General features: G+C 63.9%; 16 protein-coding genes. 10 read left to right on the forward strand and 6 right to left on the reverse strand.

Annotated elements, in window-relative coordinates; genetic code table 11:
* The first annotated feature begins 3 nt into the window (after positions 1-3).
* The 7 genes from AWB75_RS17970 to AWB75_RS18000 all read left to right on the forward strand — a co-directional run bounded on the left by AWB75_RS17970 (position 4) and on the right by AWB75_RS18000 (position 6,737).
* A complete protein-coding gene (locus tag AWB75_RS17970) occupies positions 4-909 on the forward strand; it encodes a MaoC/PaaZ C-terminal domain-containing protein (protein ID WP_061125497.1) in 906 nt (301 codons plus the stop codon).
* Entirely contained in the window at positions 906-2,225 is a 1,320-nt protein-coding gene (locus tag AWB75_RS17975) for an acetyl-CoA C-acetyltransferase (protein WP_061125436.1), read from the forward strand. The genes AWB75_RS17970 and AWB75_RS17975 overlap by 4 nt, the downstream gene beginning before the upstream one ends.
* A gap of 45 nt (positions 2,226-2,270) precedes the next feature.
* A complete protein-coding gene (locus tag AWB75_RS17980; protein WP_061125437.1) occupies positions 2,271-3,992 on the forward strand; it encodes an AMP-binding protein in 1,722 nt (573 codons plus the stop codon).
* A gap of 47 nt (positions 3,993-4,039) precedes the next feature.
* Positions 4,040-4,909, forward strand: a complete 870-nt coding sequence (locus AWB75_RS17985) for a DUF1571 domain-containing protein (RefSeq protein ID WP_061125498.1) — start codon at positions 4,040-4,042, stop codon at positions 4,907-4,909.
* Positions 4,910-5,101: 192 nt separating this feature from the next.
* Entirely contained in the window at positions 5,102-5,344 is a 243-nt protein-coding gene (locus AWB75_RS17990) for a hypothetical protein (protein WP_061125438.1), read from the forward strand.
* Positions 5,345-5,428: 84 nt separating this feature from the next.
* A complete protein-coding gene (gene surE, locus AWB75_RS17995) occupies positions 5,429-6,208 on the forward strand; it encodes a 5'/3'-nucleotidase SurE (RefSeq protein WP_061125439.1) in 780 nt (259 codons plus the stop codon).
* Between the two features lie 70 nt (positions 6,209-6,278).
* Positions 6,279-6,737 (forward strand): DUF2147 domain-containing protein, encoded by a 459-nt coding sequence (locus AWB75_RS18000; RefSeq protein ID WP_061125440.1) that lies wholly within the window; start codon positions 6,279-6,281, stop codon positions 6,735-6,737.
* 89 nt (positions 6,738-6,826) lie between these two features.
* On the opposite strand, the gene AWB75_RS18005 is transcribed toward AWB75_RS18000, so the two are convergent.
* From AWB75_RS18005 to typA, 6 genes are all read right to left on the reverse strand, one after another.
* Positions 6,827-7,219 (reverse strand): transposase, encoded by a 393-nt coding sequence (locus AWB75_RS18005; protein WP_061125441.1) that lies wholly within the window; start codon positions 7,217-7,219, stop codon positions 6,827-6,829.
* A 143-nt stretch (positions 7,220-7,362) separates the two neighbouring features.
* Positions 7,363-8,460: a cell division protein ZapE gene (gene zapE, locus AWB75_RS18010; protein WP_061125442.1), complete on the reverse strand. Its 1,098-nt coding sequence runs from the start codon at positions 8,458-8,460 to the stop codon at positions 7,363-7,365.
* Between the two features lie 82 nt (positions 8,461-8,542).
* Positions 8,543-9,973, reverse strand: a complete 1,431-nt coding sequence (gene lpdA, locus AWB75_RS18015; protein WP_061125443.1) for a dihydrolipoyl dehydrogenase — start codon at positions 9,971-9,973, stop codon at positions 8,543-8,545.
* Between the two features lie 92 nt (positions 9,974-10,065).
* A complete protein-coding gene (gene odhB, locus AWB75_RS18020; RefSeq protein WP_061125444.1) occupies positions 10,066-11,376 on the reverse strand; it encodes a 2-oxoglutarate dehydrogenase complex dihydrolipoyllysine-residue succinyltransferase in 1,311 nt (436 codons plus the stop codon).
* Positions 11,377-11,461: 85 nt separating this feature from the next.
* Positions 11,462-14,320, reverse strand: a complete 2,859-nt coding sequence (locus AWB75_RS18025; RefSeq protein ID WP_061125445.1) for a 2-oxoglutarate dehydrogenase E1 component — start codon at positions 14,318-14,320, stop codon at positions 11,462-11,464.
* Between the two features lie 300 nt (positions 14,321-14,620).
* The gene (typA, locus tag AWB75_RS18030; protein WP_061125446.1) at positions 14,621-16,447 is read right to left on the reverse strand and encodes a translational GTPase TypA; all 1,827 of its coding nucleotides are present in this window, start codon (positions 16,445-16,447) and stop codon (positions 14,621-14,623) included.
* Between the two features lie 314 nt (positions 16,448-16,761).
* Between typA and AWB75_RS18035 the strand changes: the two genes are divergently transcribed.
* The 3 genes from AWB75_RS18035 to AWB75_RS18045 all read left to right on the forward strand — a co-directional run bounded on the left by AWB75_RS18035 (position 16,762) and on the right by AWB75_RS18045 (position 20,170).
* Positions 16,762-17,268: a MarR family winged helix-turn-helix transcriptional regulator gene (locus tag AWB75_RS18035; RefSeq protein WP_061125447.1), complete on the forward strand. Its 507-nt coding sequence runs from the start codon at positions 16,762-16,764 to the stop codon at positions 17,266-17,268.
* A gap of 84 nt (positions 17,269-17,352) precedes the next feature.
* Entirely contained in the window at positions 17,353-18,864 is a 1,512-nt protein-coding gene (locus tag AWB75_RS18040) for an efflux transporter outer membrane subunit (RefSeq protein WP_061125448.1), read from the forward strand.
* 52 nt (positions 18,865-18,916) lie between these two features.
* The gene (locus tag AWB75_RS18045; RefSeq protein ID WP_061125449.1) at positions 18,917-20,170 is read left to right on the forward strand and encodes an HlyD family secretion protein; all 1,254 of its coding nucleotides are present in this window, start codon (positions 18,917-18,919) and stop codon (positions 20,168-20,170) included.
* Positions 20,171-20,181 lie beyond the last annotated feature (11 nt).

Genomic DNA, 20,181 nt, shown 5'->3' on the forward strand with positions numbered 1-20,181 from the left:
CCGATGCACGCTCCCACGATGCCACGCGCCCGCACCGTCGTCATCGATACCTTGCCGCCGCCCGCGAAGCTCTACGGCCGCGCGCTGCCCGCGCTTTTCAGGCGCGCGCGCGCGTCGGAATTGCCCGCGATCAGGCTCGTGCGTCCCGATGTCAAACTCGATCCCGAGCAGGTCGGCCGCTACGCGCGCGTGTGCGGGTTCATTCCGGAGCACGGCGTGCCGCTCACGTTCCCGCACGTGCTCGCGTTTCCGCTGCATCTGATGATGCTCACCGATCCATCGTTTCCGTGGTCCGCGCTCGGCGTCGTGCATCTTTCCAACACCGTGCGGCTGCGGCGTCCGCTCACGGCGGGCCAGAACCTGCGCATCGAGGTGGAATGCGGGCCGCTGATGCCGCATCAGAAGGGTCAGGCCTTCACGCTGCATACGCGCATCTATCGGCGCGGCGAGGCCGTGTGGGATGGCGACAGCGTCTATCTGAAGCGCGGCGCGCGCAGCGAAAGCGCGGCGGTTTCGACGGAACCGGCCGACGCCTCCGGTGCGGGCGCGCCGCTTCTGGCGCGCGAAGCGCGCTGGCAGCTTCCGCCGCAACTCGGACGCGACTACGCGAAGGCATCGGGCGATTTCAATCCGATCCATCTGCACATGCTGAGCGCCAAGGCGTTCGGCTTTTCACGCGCGATCGCACACGGCATGTGGACGCTCGGGCGCACGCTCGCCGCGCTGCATCCGGTCAAGGCGCTCGCGTCCGGGCGCGCACACGGCGATTTCAAGTTGCCGCTCTATCTGCCCGGCGACGCGACGCTGTGGACCGCCGCGCCCTCGCCCACCGCGCGCGATTTCGAAGTACGCGATCTCGCGGGCGACCGGCCGCATCTGCGCGGCCATTTCGAATGGGAGCTGCCATGAGCGAGGGTCGGCGCGAGGTTCGGCGCGAGGTTCGGCGAGTAGCCATCATCGGCAGCAACCGCATCCCGTTCGCGCGCTCGAACACGGCGTATGCGAGCGCGTCGAATCAGGACATGCTGAGCTTCACGCTGCAAGGGCTCGTCGATCGCTTCGACCTGCACGGCCTGCGTCTCGGCGAAGTGGCGGCGGGCGCGGTCGTCAAGCATTCGCGCGACTTCAATTTGACACGCGAAGCCGCGCTCTCGACCACGCTCGCGAAAGAAACGCCCGCCTACGACGTGCAGCAGGCCTGCGGCACCGGTCTCGAAACGACGATTCTCGTCGCGAACAAAATCGCGCTCGGGCAGATCGACGTGGGCATCGCGGGCGGTGTCGATACGGCATCGGATGCGCCCATCGCCGTGAACGAGCGCATGCGCAAGATCCTGCTCGAAGCGAATCGCGGACGTTCGGCGGGACAGCGCCTGGGCGCTTTCGCGAAGCTGCGGCCCGGCATGTTCTTCCGGCCGCTCCTGCCGCGCAACGCGGAGCCGCGCACGGGCCTCTCGATGGGCGAGCACTGCGAGCTGATGGCCAAACGCTGGAAGGTCTCGCGCGAGGCGCAGGACGCGCTCGCGCAGGAGAGCCATCGCAAGCTCGCGGCGGCGTACAAGCGCGGCTTCTTCAACGATCTGATGACGCCGTACAAAGCGCTCGCGCGCGACAACAACCTTCGTCCCGATGTATCGCTCGATCAGCTTTCGGCGCTCACGCCCGTCTTCGATCGCGACGCGGGCACGCTCACCGCCGGCAATTCGACGCCGCTCACCGATGGCGCTTCGGCCGTGCTGCTCGCATCGGAAGAATGGGCCGCCGGGCGCGGGCTGCCGGTGCAGGCGTTCCTGACGTTCTCCGCGACGGCGGCCGTCGATTTCTTCGACAAGCGCGAAGGCCTGCTGATGGCGCCCGCCTACGCCGTGCCTTCGATGCTCGCGCGCGCCGGCCTCGCGTTGCAGGACTTCGATTACTACGAGATTCACGAAGCCTTCGCGGCGCAAGTGCTATGCACGCTCGCTGCGTGGGAAGACGACGAATACTGCCGCACCGCGCTGGGCCTCGACGCGCCGCCCGGCTTCGTCGATCGCGCGCGGCTGAACGTGAACGGCGGCTCGCTCGCGACGGGCCATCCGTTCGCGGCGACGGGCGGGCGCATCGTCGGCACGCTGGCGAAGATGCTCGCGCAAGCGCCCGAGCGCGGCGACGGCAAACCGCTGCGCGGATTGATCTCGATTTGCGCGGCGGGCGGCCAGGGCGTCGTCGCGATACTGGAACGGTAGGCAGCGAGCCTTGGCGAAAAGAATATAAGCCAACGGAGACACCACATGAGACCGGGAGAGGCAGCGCCGCGCGGGGTTTCGGAGCCGCACGCGACGGACGGCATCTGGTACGCGTCGTATCCGCCCGATATCGCGCGCGAGATCGACCCGTCGCGCTATCGTTCGCTCGCGCATTTCTTCGACGAGTGCGTCGGCCGCTTCGCCGATCGCGTCGCGTTCGTGAGTCTCGGCTCCGAACTGACCTTCGCGACGCTCGGTGCAAAGGCGCATGCGTTCGCGTCGTATCTGCAAAGCGTCGGCGTAAAGCCCGGCGACCGCGTCGCGCTGATGATGCCCAATACGCTCGCCTATCCCGTCACCCTGTTCGGCACGCTGCTCGCGGGCGCGATCGTCGTCAACGTGAATCCGCTCTACACGGTGCGCGAGCTCAGCCATCAACTGAAGGACAGCGGCGCGCAGACCGTCGTCGTGTTCGAGAACTTCGCGAAGACCGTGCAGGACGCGCGGCCGGGCTCGCGCGTGCGGAACATCGTCGTGACCGGGCTCGGCGATCTGCTCGGCAACGGGCTCAACGTGAAAGGCCGCGTGATCGATCTGATCCTGCGTCACGTGAAGAAACAGGTGCCCGCCTACGCGCTGCCCGATGCGGTGCGCCTGCCGCAAGCGCTCGCGCGCGGCGCGCGGCGGACGTTCGAGCCGGTGAGAATCGGGCACGGCGATATCGCGCTCATTCAGTACACCGGCGGCACGACCGGCGTCGCGAAGGGCGCGATGCTCACGCATCGCAACGTCATCGCAAATCTGTTACAGGCGCTCGAATGGGCGGGCGGGCAGCTCGTCGACGGTGAAGAGATCATCGTCACACCGTTGCCGCTGTATCACATCTATTCGCTCACCGTGAACGCGCTCGCTTTTCTCGCGATCGGCGCGCGCAACGTGCTGATCGTCAATCCGCGCGATATCCGTGCGCTCGTGCGCGCGCTGCGTCACGAAAACTTCACGGCGATCACCGCGCTCAACACGCTCTACAGCGCGCTCATGGACAACGACGCCTTCCGCCAGCGCGACTTCTCCGCGCTCAAGCTCGCGATGGCGGGCGGCATGGCGACGCAGCGCGTGATCGCCGAGCGCTTCAGGGCGTTGACGGGCCGCACGCTCGTCGAAGGTTACGGCCTCACCGAATGTTCTCCGCTCGTCGCCGCGACGCCGCTCGACGCGCATGGCGAGAGCGCGTTCGACGGCACGATCGGCGTGCCGGTGCCATCGACGCTCGTGCGCATGCGCCGCGAAGACGGCGCGTGGGCGAACGTCGACGAACCGGGCGAACTCTGCGTGCACGGCCCGCAAGTGATGAAAGGCTACTGGAACCGTCCCGAAGACACGGCGAACGTCATCGACGCGAACGGCTGGCTCGCGACCGGCGACATCGGCGTGATGGATGCGCGCGGCATCATCCGGCTCATCGACCGCAAGAAGGACATGATGATCGTGTCGGGCTTCAACGTGTATCCGAACGAAATCGAAGATGTGCTCGCGGCGCATCCAAAGGTGCGCGCGGTGGCGGCCGTGGGCGTGCCCGATGCCGTCACCGGCGAGCGCGTGAAGGCGTTCGTCGTACGGCGCGATGACACGCTCACGGTGGAAGAACTGCTGAAGTTCGCCCGTTTACACCTGACCGGCTACAAGGTGCCGGCCTACGTCGAGTTTCGCGATGCGCTGCCGCTCACGACGATCGGCAAGGTGCTCAGACGTGAACTGCGCGAATGAGTTGCGCGGAGCCGGATCGAAACAAGGATCGACCTTCGGAGATGCTCATGCCGCGTGCGCGATTGCGGCTCGCCTGCGCGGGCCTGTTGTGGCTCTGTTTGCTGGTCATGGATGCGGCCGCGAAGGCGCAGACCGTGCAGGAAGCCTCGCGCGTCGGCGGTCTCGGCGTCGAGCAGCAGACCCAATGGCTTTCGCGGGCGGCCACGAGCGGCGCGCTCGCGCAACTCGACGACGCGCAGCTCGTCGCCCTCTTCCGCTCGCTCGATGCGCGCACGCTGCCGCGCTACCTGCGGGACGGCTTGCGCGATTTCGCTTCCTGCGAATTCACGATGCGCCGGCGCGAGCGCATCAAGGGCAAGTGGCCGAAGCGCGCCGATCACATGCTCGTGCGCGTCACGCGCGAGCCGTTGCGCATTTACGCGAAATGGCTGCCCGATGGCGCGCACGCGGGCCAGGAAATCATCTACGACGACTCCGTGCGCCCGGGCGAACTCTACGGTCATCTCGGCGGCTTCCTGAGTATCGTGCCGATGTGGACCTCCGTGAACGGCCCGCTCGCCCGCGCGCAGTCGAATCATTCGATCCGCGAACTCGGCATCGACGCGATCACGCAGCGCTTCATCGACGAGGGGCGCAAGTTCGCCGAAGCAGGCATCACGAAGCCGACGAATATCGACGTGAAAACGATCGACGGGCTGCGCGTGGTTGCGCTCACATACGAAACGCCCGATGGCCATCCCGGGTTCTACGCGAAAAAGGAAGTGCTCGGGCTCGACCTCGAACGGCCGATATTCCGCACGCTGGAGTCGTACGACAACGACGGTAATATCTTCGAAAGCGTCGTGTTCGAGCGCGTCGAGATCAAGTCTTTCGACGACCTGACTTTCGACCCGAAAAACCCCGACTATCGCTTCTGACCGCCTCGCAGTGAAACGCCTGCTGAGCTCGTGACACCCGGCGTAACAACTCGCCGCACGGTGCGCCGCGCGTTTTAAGTTTCGCCTAAGAGTCGGCCGATAACCTGCTCGCACTCCATCGACATCAAGGTCAGCGCAGGGGCACGACGCCCGCCGCGCCGCGCATCGTCATGTAACCCGAGGACTTCGTTCATGAACTTCCGCCGTCCGGCTTCCGCTCCCGTGCGAGCCATCAAAAAGCTCTTGAGCCATCACGAAATCGCCACCCTGCTTCTGCTGATGCACGCGCCCATCGACGTGATGGCGGCCACGCCCGACGTCGCATCGCTGAAGGAGTACGGCTATGTCGAGATCGTGTCGCAGGAAGCCGGCACGCCGAAAGTGCGTCTGACCGCGGACGGCAACGCATTGTTGCGCGGCCTGGGCGTGAAGTAAGCGTTCACACGCCGATCCGGACCGCGCCACGCGAACTCTGTAATAATTGGTCGATTCTTTCAACCATCGACCCAGTGATTCGCGATGTCCGCCCTCTCACCCATCGTGCAGCGTGTGCTCATCACCAACGACGACGGCATCGACGCGCCCGGTCTCGCCGTGCTCGAAGCCGTCGCCGCCGAACTCGCGCATGAAGTCTGGGTGATCGCCCCCGAGCACGATCAAAGCGGCACGTCGCATTCCATCAGCCTGCATTCGCCGCTGCGCGTGTCGCGTCAGGGCGAGCGGCGCTACGGCGTGCAAGGCACGCCCGGCGACTGCGTCGTGATGGCCGCGCGCCACATCATGAAGGACGCGCCGCCCACGCTCGTGCTGTCGGGCATCAACCGCGGCGCGAATCTCGGCGTCGAGACGATGTTCTCCGGCACCGTCGGCGCCGCGATGACGGGCCTGCTGCTCGGCCTGCCGTCGATCGCGCTCAGCCAGGCCTTCACCGACCGCGAAAACGTGCGCTGGGACACCGCCCGCACGCTGGCGCCGGGCGTGATCCGCCAGTTGCTGTCGATTTCCCACGACGCGCCCACCTGCCTGAACGTCAATTTCCCCGATTGCGACGCGTCCGCCGCCGGTCCGCTCACCGTGACGCGGCAAGGCGTGGGACTCGTGGAAGGCATTGATGTTCTGCCGATGGTCGATCCGCGCGGCATCGACTATCACTGGCTGCGCTTTCAGCGTGGCCCGCGCCCCGATTCGCCCGATAGCGAAACGGCTGTGGTTGCGTCCGGCCGCGTGTCGGTGACGCCGCTGCATTTCGATCGCACCGACGAGCGCACCTTCGCCACGCTCGAAGCGGGCCTGCGCTAGAAGCTTTCCTCTCAGTCGAATGCGGGGCCTTTCCCGTAAGCTTTCGCACGTCCAATCGAAGAACAAGGAGATGCAGATGACCGGTTTCATCGGCCAGCGCCGGGCGATCGGCGCGCTGCTGGCGATCGTTTCGGCGAGCGCCTTCGCGCAAGCGACGCCTGCGGGCACCTGGCAAACCATCGACGATGCCTCCGGCCAGCCGAAAGCGATTATCGAAATCACCGACAACGGCAGCGGCGAGTTGTCGGGCAAGATCGTGCGCGGCATTGGCAGGCTGGATCAGCCGGACCGGCGCTGCACGGCCTGCACCGGTGAGCGCAAGGATCAGTTGCTCAGGAACATGACGATCCTCAGCGGCATGCGCCGCGACGGCGATTCCTGGCAAGGCGGCCAGATTCTCGATCCGGAAAGCGGCAAGCTCTACAAATGCAAGATGACGCTCGAGGACGGCGGGCAGAAGCTCGTCGTGCGCGGGTATATCGGCGTGTCGCTGCTGGGGCGCTCGCAGACCTGGGTGCGCGAGCAGTAGGATTCAGCAGCGGGTTCAGAAACGACAAAGCCGGTCGAAGATCCATGTCTTCGACCGGCTTTGCTCATCGCGTCTCGGCTTCTACGAGATCATGCGGCGCGACGCTGACGCGCCTCATCGGCTTGCGCGCTTTCCGCTACTTCCACGTTTTCAGATTGCAGTTCCGCTGGCACGCGCATGCGCGAGGTCATCAGCGCATAGAGCGACTCGCCGGCCGGCCCGAACAACTGCGTCATGACCCGCAGCAGCACGCCCGACTCATGCCACGCCTTGAACCGCCGATGGCACGTCTGATACGACGGATATTTGCGCGGCAGCGTGGACCACGATGCGCCGCTGTACATCACCCAGAGCACGCCGTTCAGCACGGCGCGGGTGTTGGCGAGCGGGCGGCCTCGCAATTCGGAACGCGGACGCAGTTCGGGAAGCAGCGGTGCGACCATCTGCCATTCTTCATCGGACATGTCGCGGTAGGGCTTCACGGTAAATTCTCCAATTTGCTGACTGATAACTGGTATCGACGATACCGAGTACCGCAAACCCAGCAAATAAGAGTGGTCCGAATCTCTAAATTCCCCTAAAAGGCTTATGCCGTTTGGCTAACGGCATATTTTTGATTCTCGTATTAGGTCAGCGAAACATCCGTGACGCGTCGCGGCGCCTCCAGATACTCTTTCGACTGCATTTCGACGATACGCGAAACAGTGCGCGCAAACTCGTTGGCCATCGGGCCTTCCACGTACAGCTCTTCCGCGGGCACGGCCGCCGACATCAAAAGCTTCACCTTGTGGTCGTAGAACACGTCGATGAGCCACGTGAAGCGGCGCGCCTCGGACGCCATGCGCGGCGTCATCTGCGGCACGTCCGACAGGATCACCGCGTGAAAGCGGTTCGCCAGTTCGAGGTAGTCGTTTTGCGAGCGCGGGCCGCCGCATAGTGTGGCGAAATCGAACCATACGACGCCGTCCGCCTTGCGCAGCGCCTTGATTTCGCGCTTTTCGATATGCAGGATCGGGCTTTCGTCGGGCACGGCCGCGAGCTTCGCGAAATCCGCGCGCAAAACTTCGTTGGCCGCCGCGCCGAGCGGCGTGTGATACGCCTTCACTTGCGACAGCGTGCGTTTGCGGTAATCGGTGCCGGCATCGACGTTGAGCACGTCGAGGTGCTGCTTGATGAGCTCGATCGCCGGCAGCAGCCGGTCGCGATGCAGCCCTTCAGGATACAGCGTGTCCGGCTGATAATTTGACGTCATCACGAACTGCACGCCGTTCTTGAACAGCCGGTCGAGCAGGCGATACAGGATCATCGCATCGGCGATATCGGAGACATGGAACTCGTCGAAGCAGATCAGCCGGAAGCGTTTGGCGATGCGCTTGGCGAGTTCATCGAGCGGATCGGCCTGGCCCTTCAGCTCTTCCAGCTCGCGATGCACTTCGCGCATGAACTCGTGGAAATGCAGGCGCGTCTTGCGCTGCACGGGCACGATCGCATAGAAGCTGTCCATCAGGAAGCTCTTGCCGCGCCCGACGCCGCCCCACATATAGACACCGCGCGGCAGGTCCGGGCGCACGAGAAGCTTCTTGAGCGCGTTCGAGCGGCGCGCCTTGTACGCGACCCATTCCTCGTAGCAGCGCTGCAGGCGCGCGACCGCCGCGAGCTGCGCCCCGTCCGACTGATAACCCCGCGTGCGCAGCTCGTTTTCGTAGTATTCGGTGACGTTCATCTTCTGCCGTTCGAAGTGACGAAGGCGAACGGTGTTATCCGCTCGCCTTCGTTTGCGATGCCTTGCTCGAAGCCGAGCCGTCTTACATGTTCAACGCGCGCTTGTCGACGGCGAGCGCCGCTTCACGCATCACTTCCGACAGCGACGGATGCGGATGGCAAATGCGGCCGATATCTTCCGACGCCGCCTTGAACTCCATCGCGACGACCGCTTCCGCGATCAGGTCGGACGCGTCCGCAGCGATCACGTGCACGCCGAGAATCTCGTCCGTCTTCGCGTCGGCGATCATCTTGACGAAGCCTTCCGCCTTGCCGATACCCAATGCGCGGCCATTGGCCATCATCGGGAACTGACCCGTCTTGATCTCGCGGCCTTCGGCCTTGAGCTGCTGCTCGGTCTTGCCGACCCACGCGATTTCCGGTTCCGTGTAGATGACCCACGGCACGCAGTTGTAGTCGATATGCGGCTTCTGACCGTCGATGATTTCCGCCACCGCTACGCCCTCGTCTTCCGCCTTGTGCGCGAGCATCGGGCCACGGACGACGTCGCCGATCGCGTACACGTTCGGCACGCTCGTCGCACAGTGATCGTCGACGTCGATGAAACCGCGCTCGTTCGCCTTCAGGCCGATCGCTTCGAGACCGAGGTTGTCGGTGTTCGGCACGCGGCCGATCGACACGATCAGGCGGTCCGCTTCCAGCTCTTTCGCGTTACCGGCGTTGTCCGTGTAAGCGATCGATACGCCCTTGTCCGACGTCTTCACTTCGCCGATCTTCACGCCGAGGTGAATGTCGAGACCTTGTTTCTTGAACTGCTTCGCAGCTTCCTTCGCGAGCGATTCGTCGGCGGCGCCCAAGAATTGCGGCAGCGCTTCGAGCACGGTCACTTCCGCGCCCAGACGACGCCACACCGAGCCGAGCTCCAGACCGATCACGCCCGCGCCAATGACGGCGAGCTTCTTCGGCACGGAGTCGAACGACAGCGCGCCTTCGTTGTCGGCGATCAGCTTGTTGTCGACCGGAATGCCCGGCAGATGACGCGCCTTCGAACCCGTCGCAATGATCACGTTCTTCGCCGTAACGACTTCCGTCTCACCTTCGCCCGACACTTCGATCTGCACGCCGGCGCCGCTCTTGCCGGCGAACTTGCCGTGGCCCTTGAGCCACGTGATCTTGTTCTTGCGGAACAGGAACTCGATGCCCTTCGTCATCTTCTCGACGATGCCGTCCTTGCGCGCGAGCATCTTCGACACATCGAGCTTCACGTCCGACACGCTGATGCCGTGATCTTCCAGATGCTTCGACGCATTCTCGAATTCTTCCGACGACGCCAGCAGCGCCTTCGACGGAATGCAGCCCACGTTCAGGCACGTGCCGCCGAGCTTCAACGTGCCCGCCGGGTTCTTCCACTTCTCGATACACGCAACCGACTTGCCGAGCTGCGCTGCGCGAATCGCCGCGATATAGCCGCCAGGGCCCGCGCCGATCACGACGACATCAAATTCCTTGGACATGACTTTCCTTTTGCATGACTGCGCTCTTGCGCAGACGCCTCGTCGAAGGCGCGCGCGAGTCTATCGCGCGCGCCCCAAGGCACTTATACGTTTTACAGGTCCAGCAGCAGACGGGCCGGATCTTCCAGCGCGTCCTTCATCGCGACCAGCGACAGCACGGCTTCGCGGCCGTCGATGATGCGGTGGTCGTACGACAGCGCGAGGTAGTTCATCGGACGGATCACGATCTGGCCGTTTTCCACGACCGCGCGTTCCTTCGTCGCGTGCACGCCGAGAATCGCGGACTGCGGCGGGTTGATGATCGGCGTCGAGAGCATGGAGCCGAACACGCCGCCATTCGAGATGGAGAACGTGCCGCCGGTCATTTCTTCGATCGACAACTTGCCGTCCTTCGCCTTCTGGCCGAATTCGGCGATCTTCTTCTCGATATCGGCGAGGCTCATCTGATCCGCGTTGCGCAGGATCGGCACGACCAGACCGCGCGGCGAACCGACCGCGATACCGATGTCGAAGTAGCCGTGATAGACGATATCGTTACCGTCGATGGATGCGTTCACGAGCGGGAACTTCTTCAGCGCGTGCACGGCGGCCTTCACGAAGAACGACATGAAGCCGAGCTTCACGCCGTGTTCCTTCTCGAAGCGGTCCTTGTACTTGTTGCGCAGGTCCATGACCGGCGCCATGTTGACTTCGTTGAACGTCGTCAGGATGGCGTTGGTTTGCTGCGATTCGAGCAGACGCTCGGCGATACGCGCGCGCAGACGCGACATCGGCACACGCTGTTCCGGGCGGTCCTTCAGCCACTGGTCAGCCGATGCCGGTGCGGCAACCGACGGCAGCGACGGCTTCGCGGCGCGTGCGGGCGCAGCGGCCGGAGCCGGAGCCGGAGCCGGAGCCTTGGCAGCAGCCGGAGCCGAAGCCGAAGCGGCGAGCGCGTCGCCCTTCGTGATGCGGCCATCGCGGCCCGAACCCGACACCTGATCCGCCGAAACGCCCTTCTCGGCAAGGATCTTCGTCGCAGCCGGCGAAGCGGCGCCGCCCGTTGCGCTCGCTTGCGCAGCGGCCGGAGCCGCCGTGGCAGTGGCCGGTTCCGCGACCGGCGCCGGCTTCACTTCGGCGTCGCCGGCAGCGGCGACGGCGGCAGGCGCTTCACCGGCTTTCGCTTCGGTGTCGATCTTCGCGATGAGTTCGTCGGCCGTGACGATATCGCCATCGTGCTTGATGACTTGCGCCAGCACGCCGGCGGACGGCGCGGGCACTTCGAGCACGACCTTGTCGGTTTCGATCTCGATGAGGATTTCGTCCTGGGCGACAGCCTCGCCCGGCTTCTTCTTCCATTGCAGCATGGTCGCTTCCGAGACCGACTCGGAGAGCTGGGGAACCTTGACTTCTACGATAGCCATTTCTGTATTGTCCTGATGCGTGTCTGTGTGTGTACGAGCGTCGGGACGGGAAGCGCCTAGCCTCTGCCGTCCCGATCGAGCCGAATTACTTCGCGATGGTCTGCGCGCCCTTCAGGCGGCCGAACGCGCCTTCCACGAGCGCCTTCTGCTGCTCGTAGTGCTTCGCGTAGTAGCCGACCGCAGGCGACGCCGAAGCCGGACGGCCGCTGTAGGCCAGCTTCATGCCGTCGCGCATGCCTTCGCGCAGATGGTGCTCGACGTAGAACCAGGCGCCCTGGTTCTGCGGCTCGTCCTGCGCCCACACGACTTCGGTCGCGTTCTCGTACTTCTTGAGCTCCGCGTCGAACTGCTTGTGCGCGAACGGATACAGTTGCTCGATACGCACGATGGCGACATCGTTGCTCTTCGCTTCGCGGCGATGCGCGACGAGGTCGTAGTACACGCGGCCCGAGCATGCGATCACGCGCTTGACCTTCTTCGCTTCGATCGCTTCATCGACTTCGCCGATGACCGGCTGGAACGAGCCCTTCGCCAACTCCGACAGATCCGACACGGCTTCCTTGTGACGCAGGAGCGACTTCGGCGTCGCGATGATCAGCGGCTTGCGGAACAGGCGGATCATCTGACGGCGCAGCAGATGGAAGATCTGCGCCGGCGTCGTCGGCTGAACCACTTGCATGTTGTGGTCCGCGCACAGTTGCAGGAAGCGCTCGATACGCGCCGACGAGTGCTCCGGACCCTGGCCTTCATAGCCGTGCGGCAGCAGCATCGTGAGGCCGGAGACGCGGCCCCATTTCACTTCGCCCGACGAGATGAACTGGTCGATCACGACCTGCGCGCCGTTCACGAAGTCGCCGAACTGCGCTTCCCATGCGACTAACGTGTTCGGCTCGGCGGTCGAATAGCCGTACTCGAAACCGAGCACCGCTTCTTCGGACAGCACGGAGTCGATGACCGTGAACTTCGCCTGGCCTTCCGCGATGTTCTGCAGCGGAATGTACGTGCCGTCGTTCCAGCGCTCGCGGTTCTGATCGTGCAGAACGGCGTGGCGATGCGTGAACGTGCCGCGGCCCGAATCCTGACCGGTCAGACGCACCGCATAGCCCGACGCCACCAGCGACGCGAACGCGAGATGCTCGCCCATGCCCCAGTCGAGCTTGGCTTCGCCGAGACCCATCGCGCGGCGATCGTTGATCACGCGCTCGACGAGCGGGTGAACCTTGAAGTTTTCCGGAATTGTCGTGATGCGCTCGGCGAGACGCTTCAGTTCCGCGAGCGGCACGGCGGTGTCGGCCGCGTCGGTCCACTTGCGGTTCAGGAACGGCACCCAGTCGACCGCGTACTTGCTCTTGTAATTCGACAGCACCGGATCGACGGTGTGATGGCCTTCGTCCATCGCCTGACGATATTCCTTGACGAAGTTGTCCGCGTCTTCGGGCGTGATCACGCCCTGCTGCACGAGCTTTTCGGCATACACGGCGCGCGTGCCGGGATGCTTCGCGATGGTCTTGTACATCAGCGGCTGCGTGACCGCCGGCGTGTCCTGCTCGTTGTGGCCGAGCTTGCGGAAGCAGATGATGTCGACGACCACGTCCTTGTGGAACTTCATGCGAAAGTCGATCGCGAGCTGCGTCGCGAGCACGACCGCTTCGGGATCGTCGCCGTTCACGTGCAGCACCGGCGCCTCGATCATCTTGACGACGTCCGAGCAGTACAGCGTCGAGCGCGCATCGCGCGGGTCCGACGTGGTGAAGCCGATCTGGTTGTTGATGACGATGTGCAGCGTGCCGTGCGTGCCGTAGCCGCGCGTCTGGGCGAGGTTCAGCGTTTCCATCACGACGCCCTGGCCCGCGAAAGCCGCGTCGCCGTGCACCTGCACCGGCAGCACTTGCAGACCTTCCTCGTCGCCGCGGCGGTCCATGCGCGCCTTGGCCGAACCTTCGACCACCGGATTCACGATTTCGAGGTGCGACGGGTTGAACGCGAGCGACAGGTGAACCGGGCCGCCTTCCGTCGACACGTCCGACGAGAAGCCCTTGTGATACTTCACGTCGCCGGCCGGCAGGTCATCGACGTGCTTGCCTTCGAATTCGGCGAAGAGGTCCGCCGGCATCTTGCCGAGCGTGTTGACGAGCACGTTCAGACGGCCACGGTGCGCCATGCCGATGACGATTTCCTGCACGCCGTTCTTGCCGCCGTGACGCACGACTTCGTCCATCGACGCGATGAAGCTCTCGCCGCCTTCCAGCGAAAAGCGCTTCTGGCCGACATATTTGGTATGCAGGAAACGCTCGAGGCCTTCGGCGGCCGTCAGGCGTTTGAGGATGTGCTTCTTCTTGTCGTTCGAGAAGGCCGGCGTCGAGCGGATCGACTCGAGCTTCTCCTGCCACCAGCGCTTCTGCTCCGGATCGCTGATGTACATGAACTCAGCGCCGATCGTGCTGCAGTAGGTGTCGCGCAGCGCCTTGACGATGTCGCGCAGCGACGCCTGCTCGAAGCCGAAGTACAGGTTGGTCGCGTTGAACACCTGGTCCATGTCGGCTTCGGTGAAGTCGTAGAAACCGGGTTCGAGCTCGGGGATGGCGGGACGCTCGCGACGCTTCAACGGGTCGAGATTGGCCCATTGCGTGCCGAGGAAGCGATACGCGCCGATGAGGGATTGAACGTGGACTTGCTTGCGCGCGGTGGTGAGGTCACCGGTGCTTTCGCGCGGAATGAAGGCATTCGCCTTCGCGCGCTGGGCGAAGGATTCGACGATGGGGCCGTGGGCCACGTCGTTGTGAGCCGTGCCGTCCGAAGCGGGCACGTTCTGCAACGCGTCGAAGTAGGCGCGCCAGGTCTCGGGCACTGACGCAGGATTATCGAGATATTGCTCGTACAACTCTTCGACGTACGGAGCATTACCGCCGAACAGATAGGAGTTCGACTGGAATTGCTTCATCATTTTTACGCTCACCTTTCTTCGAGTTTCTCGAGGAAGTGCGGGTTACGAAACCTTCCGCGCCACGGCCTGACCGTTTAGCGGATTGCGCGAATCAAGTCTGCTTGGAAGGACCTAAAAAGCGACAGCTAATCTTGGAAGCATAGCACAGAAGCAATCGTCATATGACCGAACGTCGCATGTGCGTGTTGCCCGTGTCCCTTCTACATCAGGCATTTGCGGGCATTTTCGAGATAAGCAAGGGGTAGCTGCGCTCATGAAAAAGCCGCCCGAAGGCGGCTTTTGTTTGCCGATGCGCGCAGCTTATTCGGCGTTCGCTTCGCGGCTCGCGCGGCGACGCTCGTGTTCCTTCAGATGACGCTTGCGCAGGCGGATCGACTGCGGCGTCACTTCGACGAGCTCGTCGTCGTCGATGAACTCGACCGCGTATTCCAGCGAAAGCTGGATCGGCGGAACGAGGCGCACGGCTTCGTCGGTGCCGGATGCGCGGACGTTGGTCAGCTGCTTGCCCTTGATCGGGTTCACGACGAGGTCGTTGTCGCGGCTGTGGATGCCGATGATCATGCCTTCATAGAGCGCATCGCCCGGCGACACGAACATGCGGCCCCGATCCTGCAGCTTCCACAGTGCGTACGCGACGGCGGCGCCATCGTCCTGCGAGATCAGCACGCCATTGCGGCGCTCGCCGACCGAGCCTTCCTTCACCGGTGCGTACGAATCGAACGTGTGGCTCATCAGGCCCGTGCCGCGCGTGAGCGTCAGGAACTCGCTCTGGAAGCCGATCAGGCCACGCGCCGAGATCTTGTACTCGAGACGCGTGCGGCCGCGGCCGTCCGACGTCATGTCGAGCATTTCGCCCTTGCGACGGCCCAGCTCTTCCATCACGCCGCCCTGATGCGGGTCTTCGATATCGACGGTCAGGTTTTCGTACGGCTCGCACTTCACGCCGTCGATTTCCTGCAGCACGACGCGCGGACGCGAAACGGCAAGCTCATAACCTTCACGGCGCATGTTCTCGACGAGAATCGTCAGGTGCAATTCGCCACGGCCCGACACTTCGAACGTGGTTTCGTCGCCGGTATCTTTCACGCGCAGCGCGACGTTGTGATTCAGTTCTTTCGTCAGACGGTCGCGAATCTGGCGGCTCGTCACGAACTTGCCTTCCTTGCCCGCGAGCGGCGACGAATTCACGAGGAAGTTCATCGTGAGCGTGGGTTCGTCGACGGTGATCATTGGCAGCGCTTCGGGATTGTCCGGCGAGCAGATGGTCACGCCGATGCCGATTTCCTCGATGCCGTTGATCAGCACGATATCGCCGGCCTGCGCTTCTTCGACCTGCACGCGCTCGAGACCGTGGAATGACAGCACCTGGTTGATCTTGCGATTCAGGATCGCGCCGTCCGGACCCGAACGCACCGCGACCTGCATGCCGGGGCGGATGCGGCCACGCGCGACACGGCCCACGCCGATACGGCCGACATACGAGTTGTAGTCGAGCGACGTGATCTGCAATTGCAGCGGACCGTCCGGATCGGCCGGGCGCACGGGAACGTGCTCCAGAATGGCTTCGAACAGCGGGCGCATCGTGCCTTCGCGCACGTCCGGATCGAGGCCGGCGAAACCGTTCAGACCCGATGCATACACGATCGGGAAATCGAGCTGCTCTTCAGTTGCGCCCAGCTTGTCGAAGAGATCGAAAGTCTGGTTGATCACCCAGTCGATGCGCGCGCCCGGACGGTCCACCTTGTTGACGACGACGATCGGCTTGAGGCCGAGCGCGAGGGCCTTCTTCGTGACGAAGCGCGTTTGCGGCATCGGGCCTTCGACGGCGTCGACGAGCAGCAGCACGGAATCGACCATCGACAGCACGCGTTCCACTTCGCCGCCGAAGTCCGCGTGTCCCGGTGTATCGACGATATTGATGTGCGTGCCTTCGTACTCGACGGCGCAGTTCTTCGCCAGGATCGTGATGCCGCGTTCCTTTTCGATGTCGTTCGAGTCCATGACCCGCTCGGCGACCTGTTGGTTTTCCCGGAACGTGCCCGACTGGCGGAGCAACTGGTCGACGAGCGTGGTCTTGCCGTGGTCGACGTGGGCAATGATGGCGATATTGCGGAGGGCGCGAGTCATAGAAAGATGTCTTGGTTGTGCGCCGTCGGAGCGAGTCTCGTCTGAGACTCCGTGGCTCGGCAAGCCCCTCTCGAAACCATCATGCAAGCATGACAAAAACGGGCCCGGCGCGGTGAGAACCGTAAATTATAGCACGCACGGATGACGTTTCCTTGCAATAGGACTCAACCCGTAAATCGGGCCAGCTTGGAGCGTGCCTGGCGGGCAAGAACGCGGGCCGATTGTTAAGCATATTCAGAAAAATTATTGCCGCGTCCGATACACTCCGCCTATAATGCTGCCTAGTCAACTATTGCACCCGCACCGTTATTTCAATGAGCGACGCCCCGAAATCCACGGCGATCGGCGATTACGTATTGGCCGAAAGCGTCGGCTATCTGATCGGCCGGGTACGCTCGACCATGTGGAACATGGTCACGCAACACACGTCCTCCGAGCTGGGCATCACGGGCACGCAGGCGAGCATCGTGTTCATGCTGGCAGTCGGCAAGTGCTGGACGGCCGCCGATATCGCCCGCGAATACGGCATCGACGCAAGCGCGGTCACGCGCCTGATCGACCGGTTGGAAAAGCGCGGACTGCTCTCGCGCGTGCGCAGCGAAGAAGATCGGCGCGTCGTGCGCCTCGAGCTCACCCATGAGGGCCAGGCGACTGCCGAAAGGATTCCCGCCATTTTCGCCCGCGTGCTCGATCATCTGCTGACGGGCTTCACGCCAGAGGAAGTGGGCTTCCTGAAAAGCATGATGAGACGAATTCTCGCGAACTCGTGCGACCCATCGGTGGCGTCGCTGGTTAGCAGCAACGATAAGCCGGGTATGTGATTGCGGCGTCAAGCAAATTGCCGGTCCAAAGCCTACAAAATCATTGCAACGTCCACTTTTAATTCTCATCTCGAGAGACGAGATATGAAATTCCTCTCCCTGTCCGTGCAACGCTCGCCGAGCCGTGCGAAAAGCGCCGCGGCCGCGGTCATCGCGGCGTTCGTGATGGCGGGCTGCGCGAACTATTCGGGCATTTCGAGCGACAAGCAGATCGCGTCGACGGACAATTTCGAGTCCACGCAAAGCGTGCCCGCGCAAGGCGGTCAGTGGCCGACGCTCGACTGGGCCAGGCAGTTCGGCGACCCGCAACTGCCGCAACTGATCGACGAAGCGCTCGCGGACAATCCGAGCATCGCGCAGGCGCAGGCGCGCATCGCGAAGGCGTCGTCGTATATCGAGAGTTCGCGCTCCGCGCTCTATCCCAAAGTCACCGGTTCGTATTCGTGGACGCGCGAGCTGTATTCCGCCAACGCCCTCTTCCCGCCGCCCTATGGCGGCACCTGGTACAGCGAGAACAACGCGCTCGTGAGCGCGTCGTGGGAACTCGATCTCTGGGGCAAGAACCGTTCGCGCCTGAACATGGCGGTATCGCAGCAAAAGGCCGCCGAGGCCGACATGCAGCAAGCGCGCGTCACGCTCGCGGCATCGGTGGCGCGCACCTATAACCAGCTCGCGCTGCTCTACGCGCTGCGCGATGTCGCGTCGCGCGAGATCGCGAACCGGCAGGACGTGGGACGCATCACGAACGGGCGCGTCGCGGCCGGCCTCGACACCACCGTCGAGCGCCAGACGGCGGCAGGCAATGTCGCGACGAGCCAGACCAATCTGTCGGAGCTCGACGGCCAGATCGAAACCGTCCGCTACCAGCTCGCGGCGCTGCTCGGCAAGGGCCCGGACCGCGGCCTGCAGATCGGCAAGCCCGTGATCGATCCGAAAGTCAACGTGACGCTCCCCGACAACGTGCCTGCCGACCTCGTCGCGCGCCGCCCCGATATCGTCGCCGCGCGCTGGCAGGTCGAGGCCGCGACGCACAACATCAAGGAAGCGAAGGCCGAGTTCTTCCCGGACATCAACCTCGCCGCCGCCTTCGGCTTCGATGCCTTCGGCTGGAGCCGCTTCCTGCAAGCGAGCAGCCGGCAGATGCAGATCGGGCCGGCGGTGCACCTGCCGATCTTCGATGCCGGTGCGTTGCGCGCACAGTTGAAGGGCCGTTACGCCGATTTCGAGGGCGATGTCGCGAACTACAACCAGACGCTCATCAGCGCGCTGAACGACGTCGCAACCAACATTTCCGCGATCCGCTCGCTGGACAGGCAGACGGCGGACGCCCAGCGCGCACTCACGGCGGCGACGAGCGCATACCAGCTCGCGGTGATTCGCTACAAGGCCGGCCTCTCGCCGCAGTTGCAGGTGCTCAACGCCGACGAAAACCGTCTCGCCAACGAGCAGACCGTGACAAATCTGCGCTTGAGGCGCACCGATCTGCAGATAGCGCTAATCAAAGCGCTGGGCGGCGGCTTCGACGCCACGAGCGCGAATCTCGCGATCGACGGCAGCGGACAGAGCCAGGCGGCGAATCCCACGCCGTCGCAGTGAGCCGCACACAAGAACACGCATCAAGACCAATACGGAATATTCGGAGTCTTTCATGAGCGACCCTCAACAAACCGCAGCCGCCGCGCCTGCGCCGAAGCAGAGCAATGGCAAACGCCGCCGGCTGATGACGCTGATCGTGCTCGTCATCCTCATCGCCGGCATCGCATACGGGCTGTACTACTTCCTCATCGCGCGCTTTCACGAATCCACCGACGATGCCTACGTGAACGGCAACGTCGTTCAGATCACGCCGCAGGTCGTCGGCACGGTGATTTCCGTGAACGCGGACGACACGCAGACGGTGAAGATCGGCGATCCGCTCGTCACGCTGGATCCGGCCGATTCGAAGGTCGCGCTCGACTCCGCCGAGGCGAATCTCGCGCAGGCCGTGCGCCAGGTCCGCACGTTCTTCGTGAACAACAACCAGTACGAAGCGCAGATCGCATTGCGCCGCTCGGACTTGTCGCGTGCGCAGGACGATCTGAAGCGCCGCATGCAGGTCGCGCAGACGGGCGCCGTATCGCAGGAAGAAATCTCGCATGCGCGTGACGCGGTGCGCGGCGCGCAGGCCGCGCTCGACGCCGCCGAGCAGGAACTCGCGTCGAACCGCTCGCTCACCGCCAACACGACGATCGCCGATCACCCGAACGTGCTCGCCGCGGCCGCGAAGGTGCGCGACTCGTACATCAACTATGCGCGCAACACGCTGCCGGCGCCGGTGACGGGCTATGTCGCGAAGCGCTCGGTGCAGGTCGGCCAGCGCGTGTCGCCGGGCAATCCGTTGATGGCGATCGTGCCGCTCAACGCCGTTTGGGTCGACGCGAACTTCAAGGAAGTGCAGTTGAAGCACATGCGCATCGGCCAGCCGGTCGAGCTCACGGCCGACCTGTACGGCTCGGGCGTCGTGTTCCACGGCAAGGTGATCGGCTTCTCCGCCGGCACGGGCTCCGCGTTCTCGCTCCTGCCCGCGCAGAACGCGACGGGCAACTGGATCAAGGTCGTGCAGCGCCTGCCGGTGCGTATCGAGCTCGATCCGAAGGAACTGCAGGCGCATCCGCTGCGCATCGGGCTTTCGATGAACGTCGACGTGACGATCAAGAATGAGGAAGGCGGACAGCTCGGCAACGCGCAGAACACGGTCTATCAGACCAATGTGTTCGACAACTACGGCGCGCAGGCCGATCAGGAAATCGCGCGCATCATTCAGCAGAACGCAGGCACGGGCGCGGGAACGGCGGCGCAGAGCACGTCGTCGGCCACGCGCGGCAAGACGGCGAAGTCCGCATCGGCCGTCAAGCTGATGTAAGCGGATTCGCC

This window comes from Caballeronia catudaia (assembly GCF_001544755.2).
In the GTDB taxonomy this organism is placed as follows: Bacteria; Pseudomonadota; Gammaproteobacteria; order Burkholderiales; family Burkholderiaceae; genus Caballeronia; species Caballeronia catudaia.

Bases quoted from the DNA above. Each gene is read 5' to 3' on its own strand.
- surE (WP_061125439.1), top strand. From the start codon at position 5,429: ATGTCCGCCCTCTCACCCATCGTGCAGCGTGTGCTCATCACCAACGAC.
- AWB75_RS17970 (WP_061125497.1), top strand. From the start codon at position 4: ATGCACGCTCCCACGATGCCACGCGCCCGCACCGTCGTCATCGATACC.
- zapE (WP_061125442.1), bottom strand. From the start codon at position 8,460: ATGAACGTCACCGAATACTACGAAAACGAGCTGCGCACGCGGGGTTAT.
- AWB75_RS17980 (WP_061125437.1), top strand. From the start codon at position 2,271: ATGAGACCGGGAGAGGCAGCGCCGCGCGGGGTTTCGGAGCCGCACGCG.
- AWB75_RS18035 (WP_061125447.1), top strand. From the start codon at position 16,762: ATGAGCGACGCCCCGAAATCCACGGCGATCGGCGATTACGTATTGGCC.
- odhB (WP_061125444.1), bottom strand. From the start codon at position 11,376: ATGGCTATCGTAGAAGTCAAGGTTCCCCAGCTCTCCGAGTCGGTCTCG.
- AWB75_RS17990 (WP_061125438.1), top strand. From the start codon at position 5,102: ATGAACTTCCGCCGTCCGGCTTCCGCTCCCGTGCGAGCCATCAAAAAG.
- lpdA (WP_061125443.1), bottom strand. From the start codon at position 9,973: ATGTCCAAGGAATTTGATGTCGTCGTGATCGGCGCGGGCCCTGGCGGC.
- AWB75_RS18040 (WP_061125448.1), top strand. From the start codon at position 17,353: ATGAAATTCCTCTCCCTGTCCGTGCAACGCTCGCCGAGCCGTGCGAAA.
- AWB75_RS17985 (WP_061125498.1), top strand. From the start codon at position 4,040: ATGCCGCGTGCGCGATTGCGGCTCGCCTGCGCGGGCCTGTTGTGGCTC.
- AWB75_RS18000 (WP_061125440.1), top strand. From the start codon at position 6,279: ATGCAGATGACCGGTTTCATCGGCCAGCGCCGGGCGATCGGCGCGCTG.
- typA (WP_061125446.1), bottom strand. From the start codon at position 16,447: ATGACTCGCGCCCTCCGCAATATCGCCATCATTGCCCACGTCGACCAC.
- AWB75_RS18025 (WP_061125445.1), bottom strand. From the start codon at position 14,320: ATGATGAAGCAATTCCAGTCGAACTCCTATCTGTTCGGCGGTAATGCT.
- AWB75_RS18045 (WP_061125449.1), top strand. From the start codon at position 18,917: ATGAGCGACCCTCAACAAACCGCAGCCGCCGCGCCTGCGCCGAAGCAG.
- AWB75_RS17975 (WP_061125436.1), top strand. From the start codon at position 906: ATGAGCGAGGGTCGGCGCGAGGTTCGGCGCGAGGTTCGGCGAGTAGCC.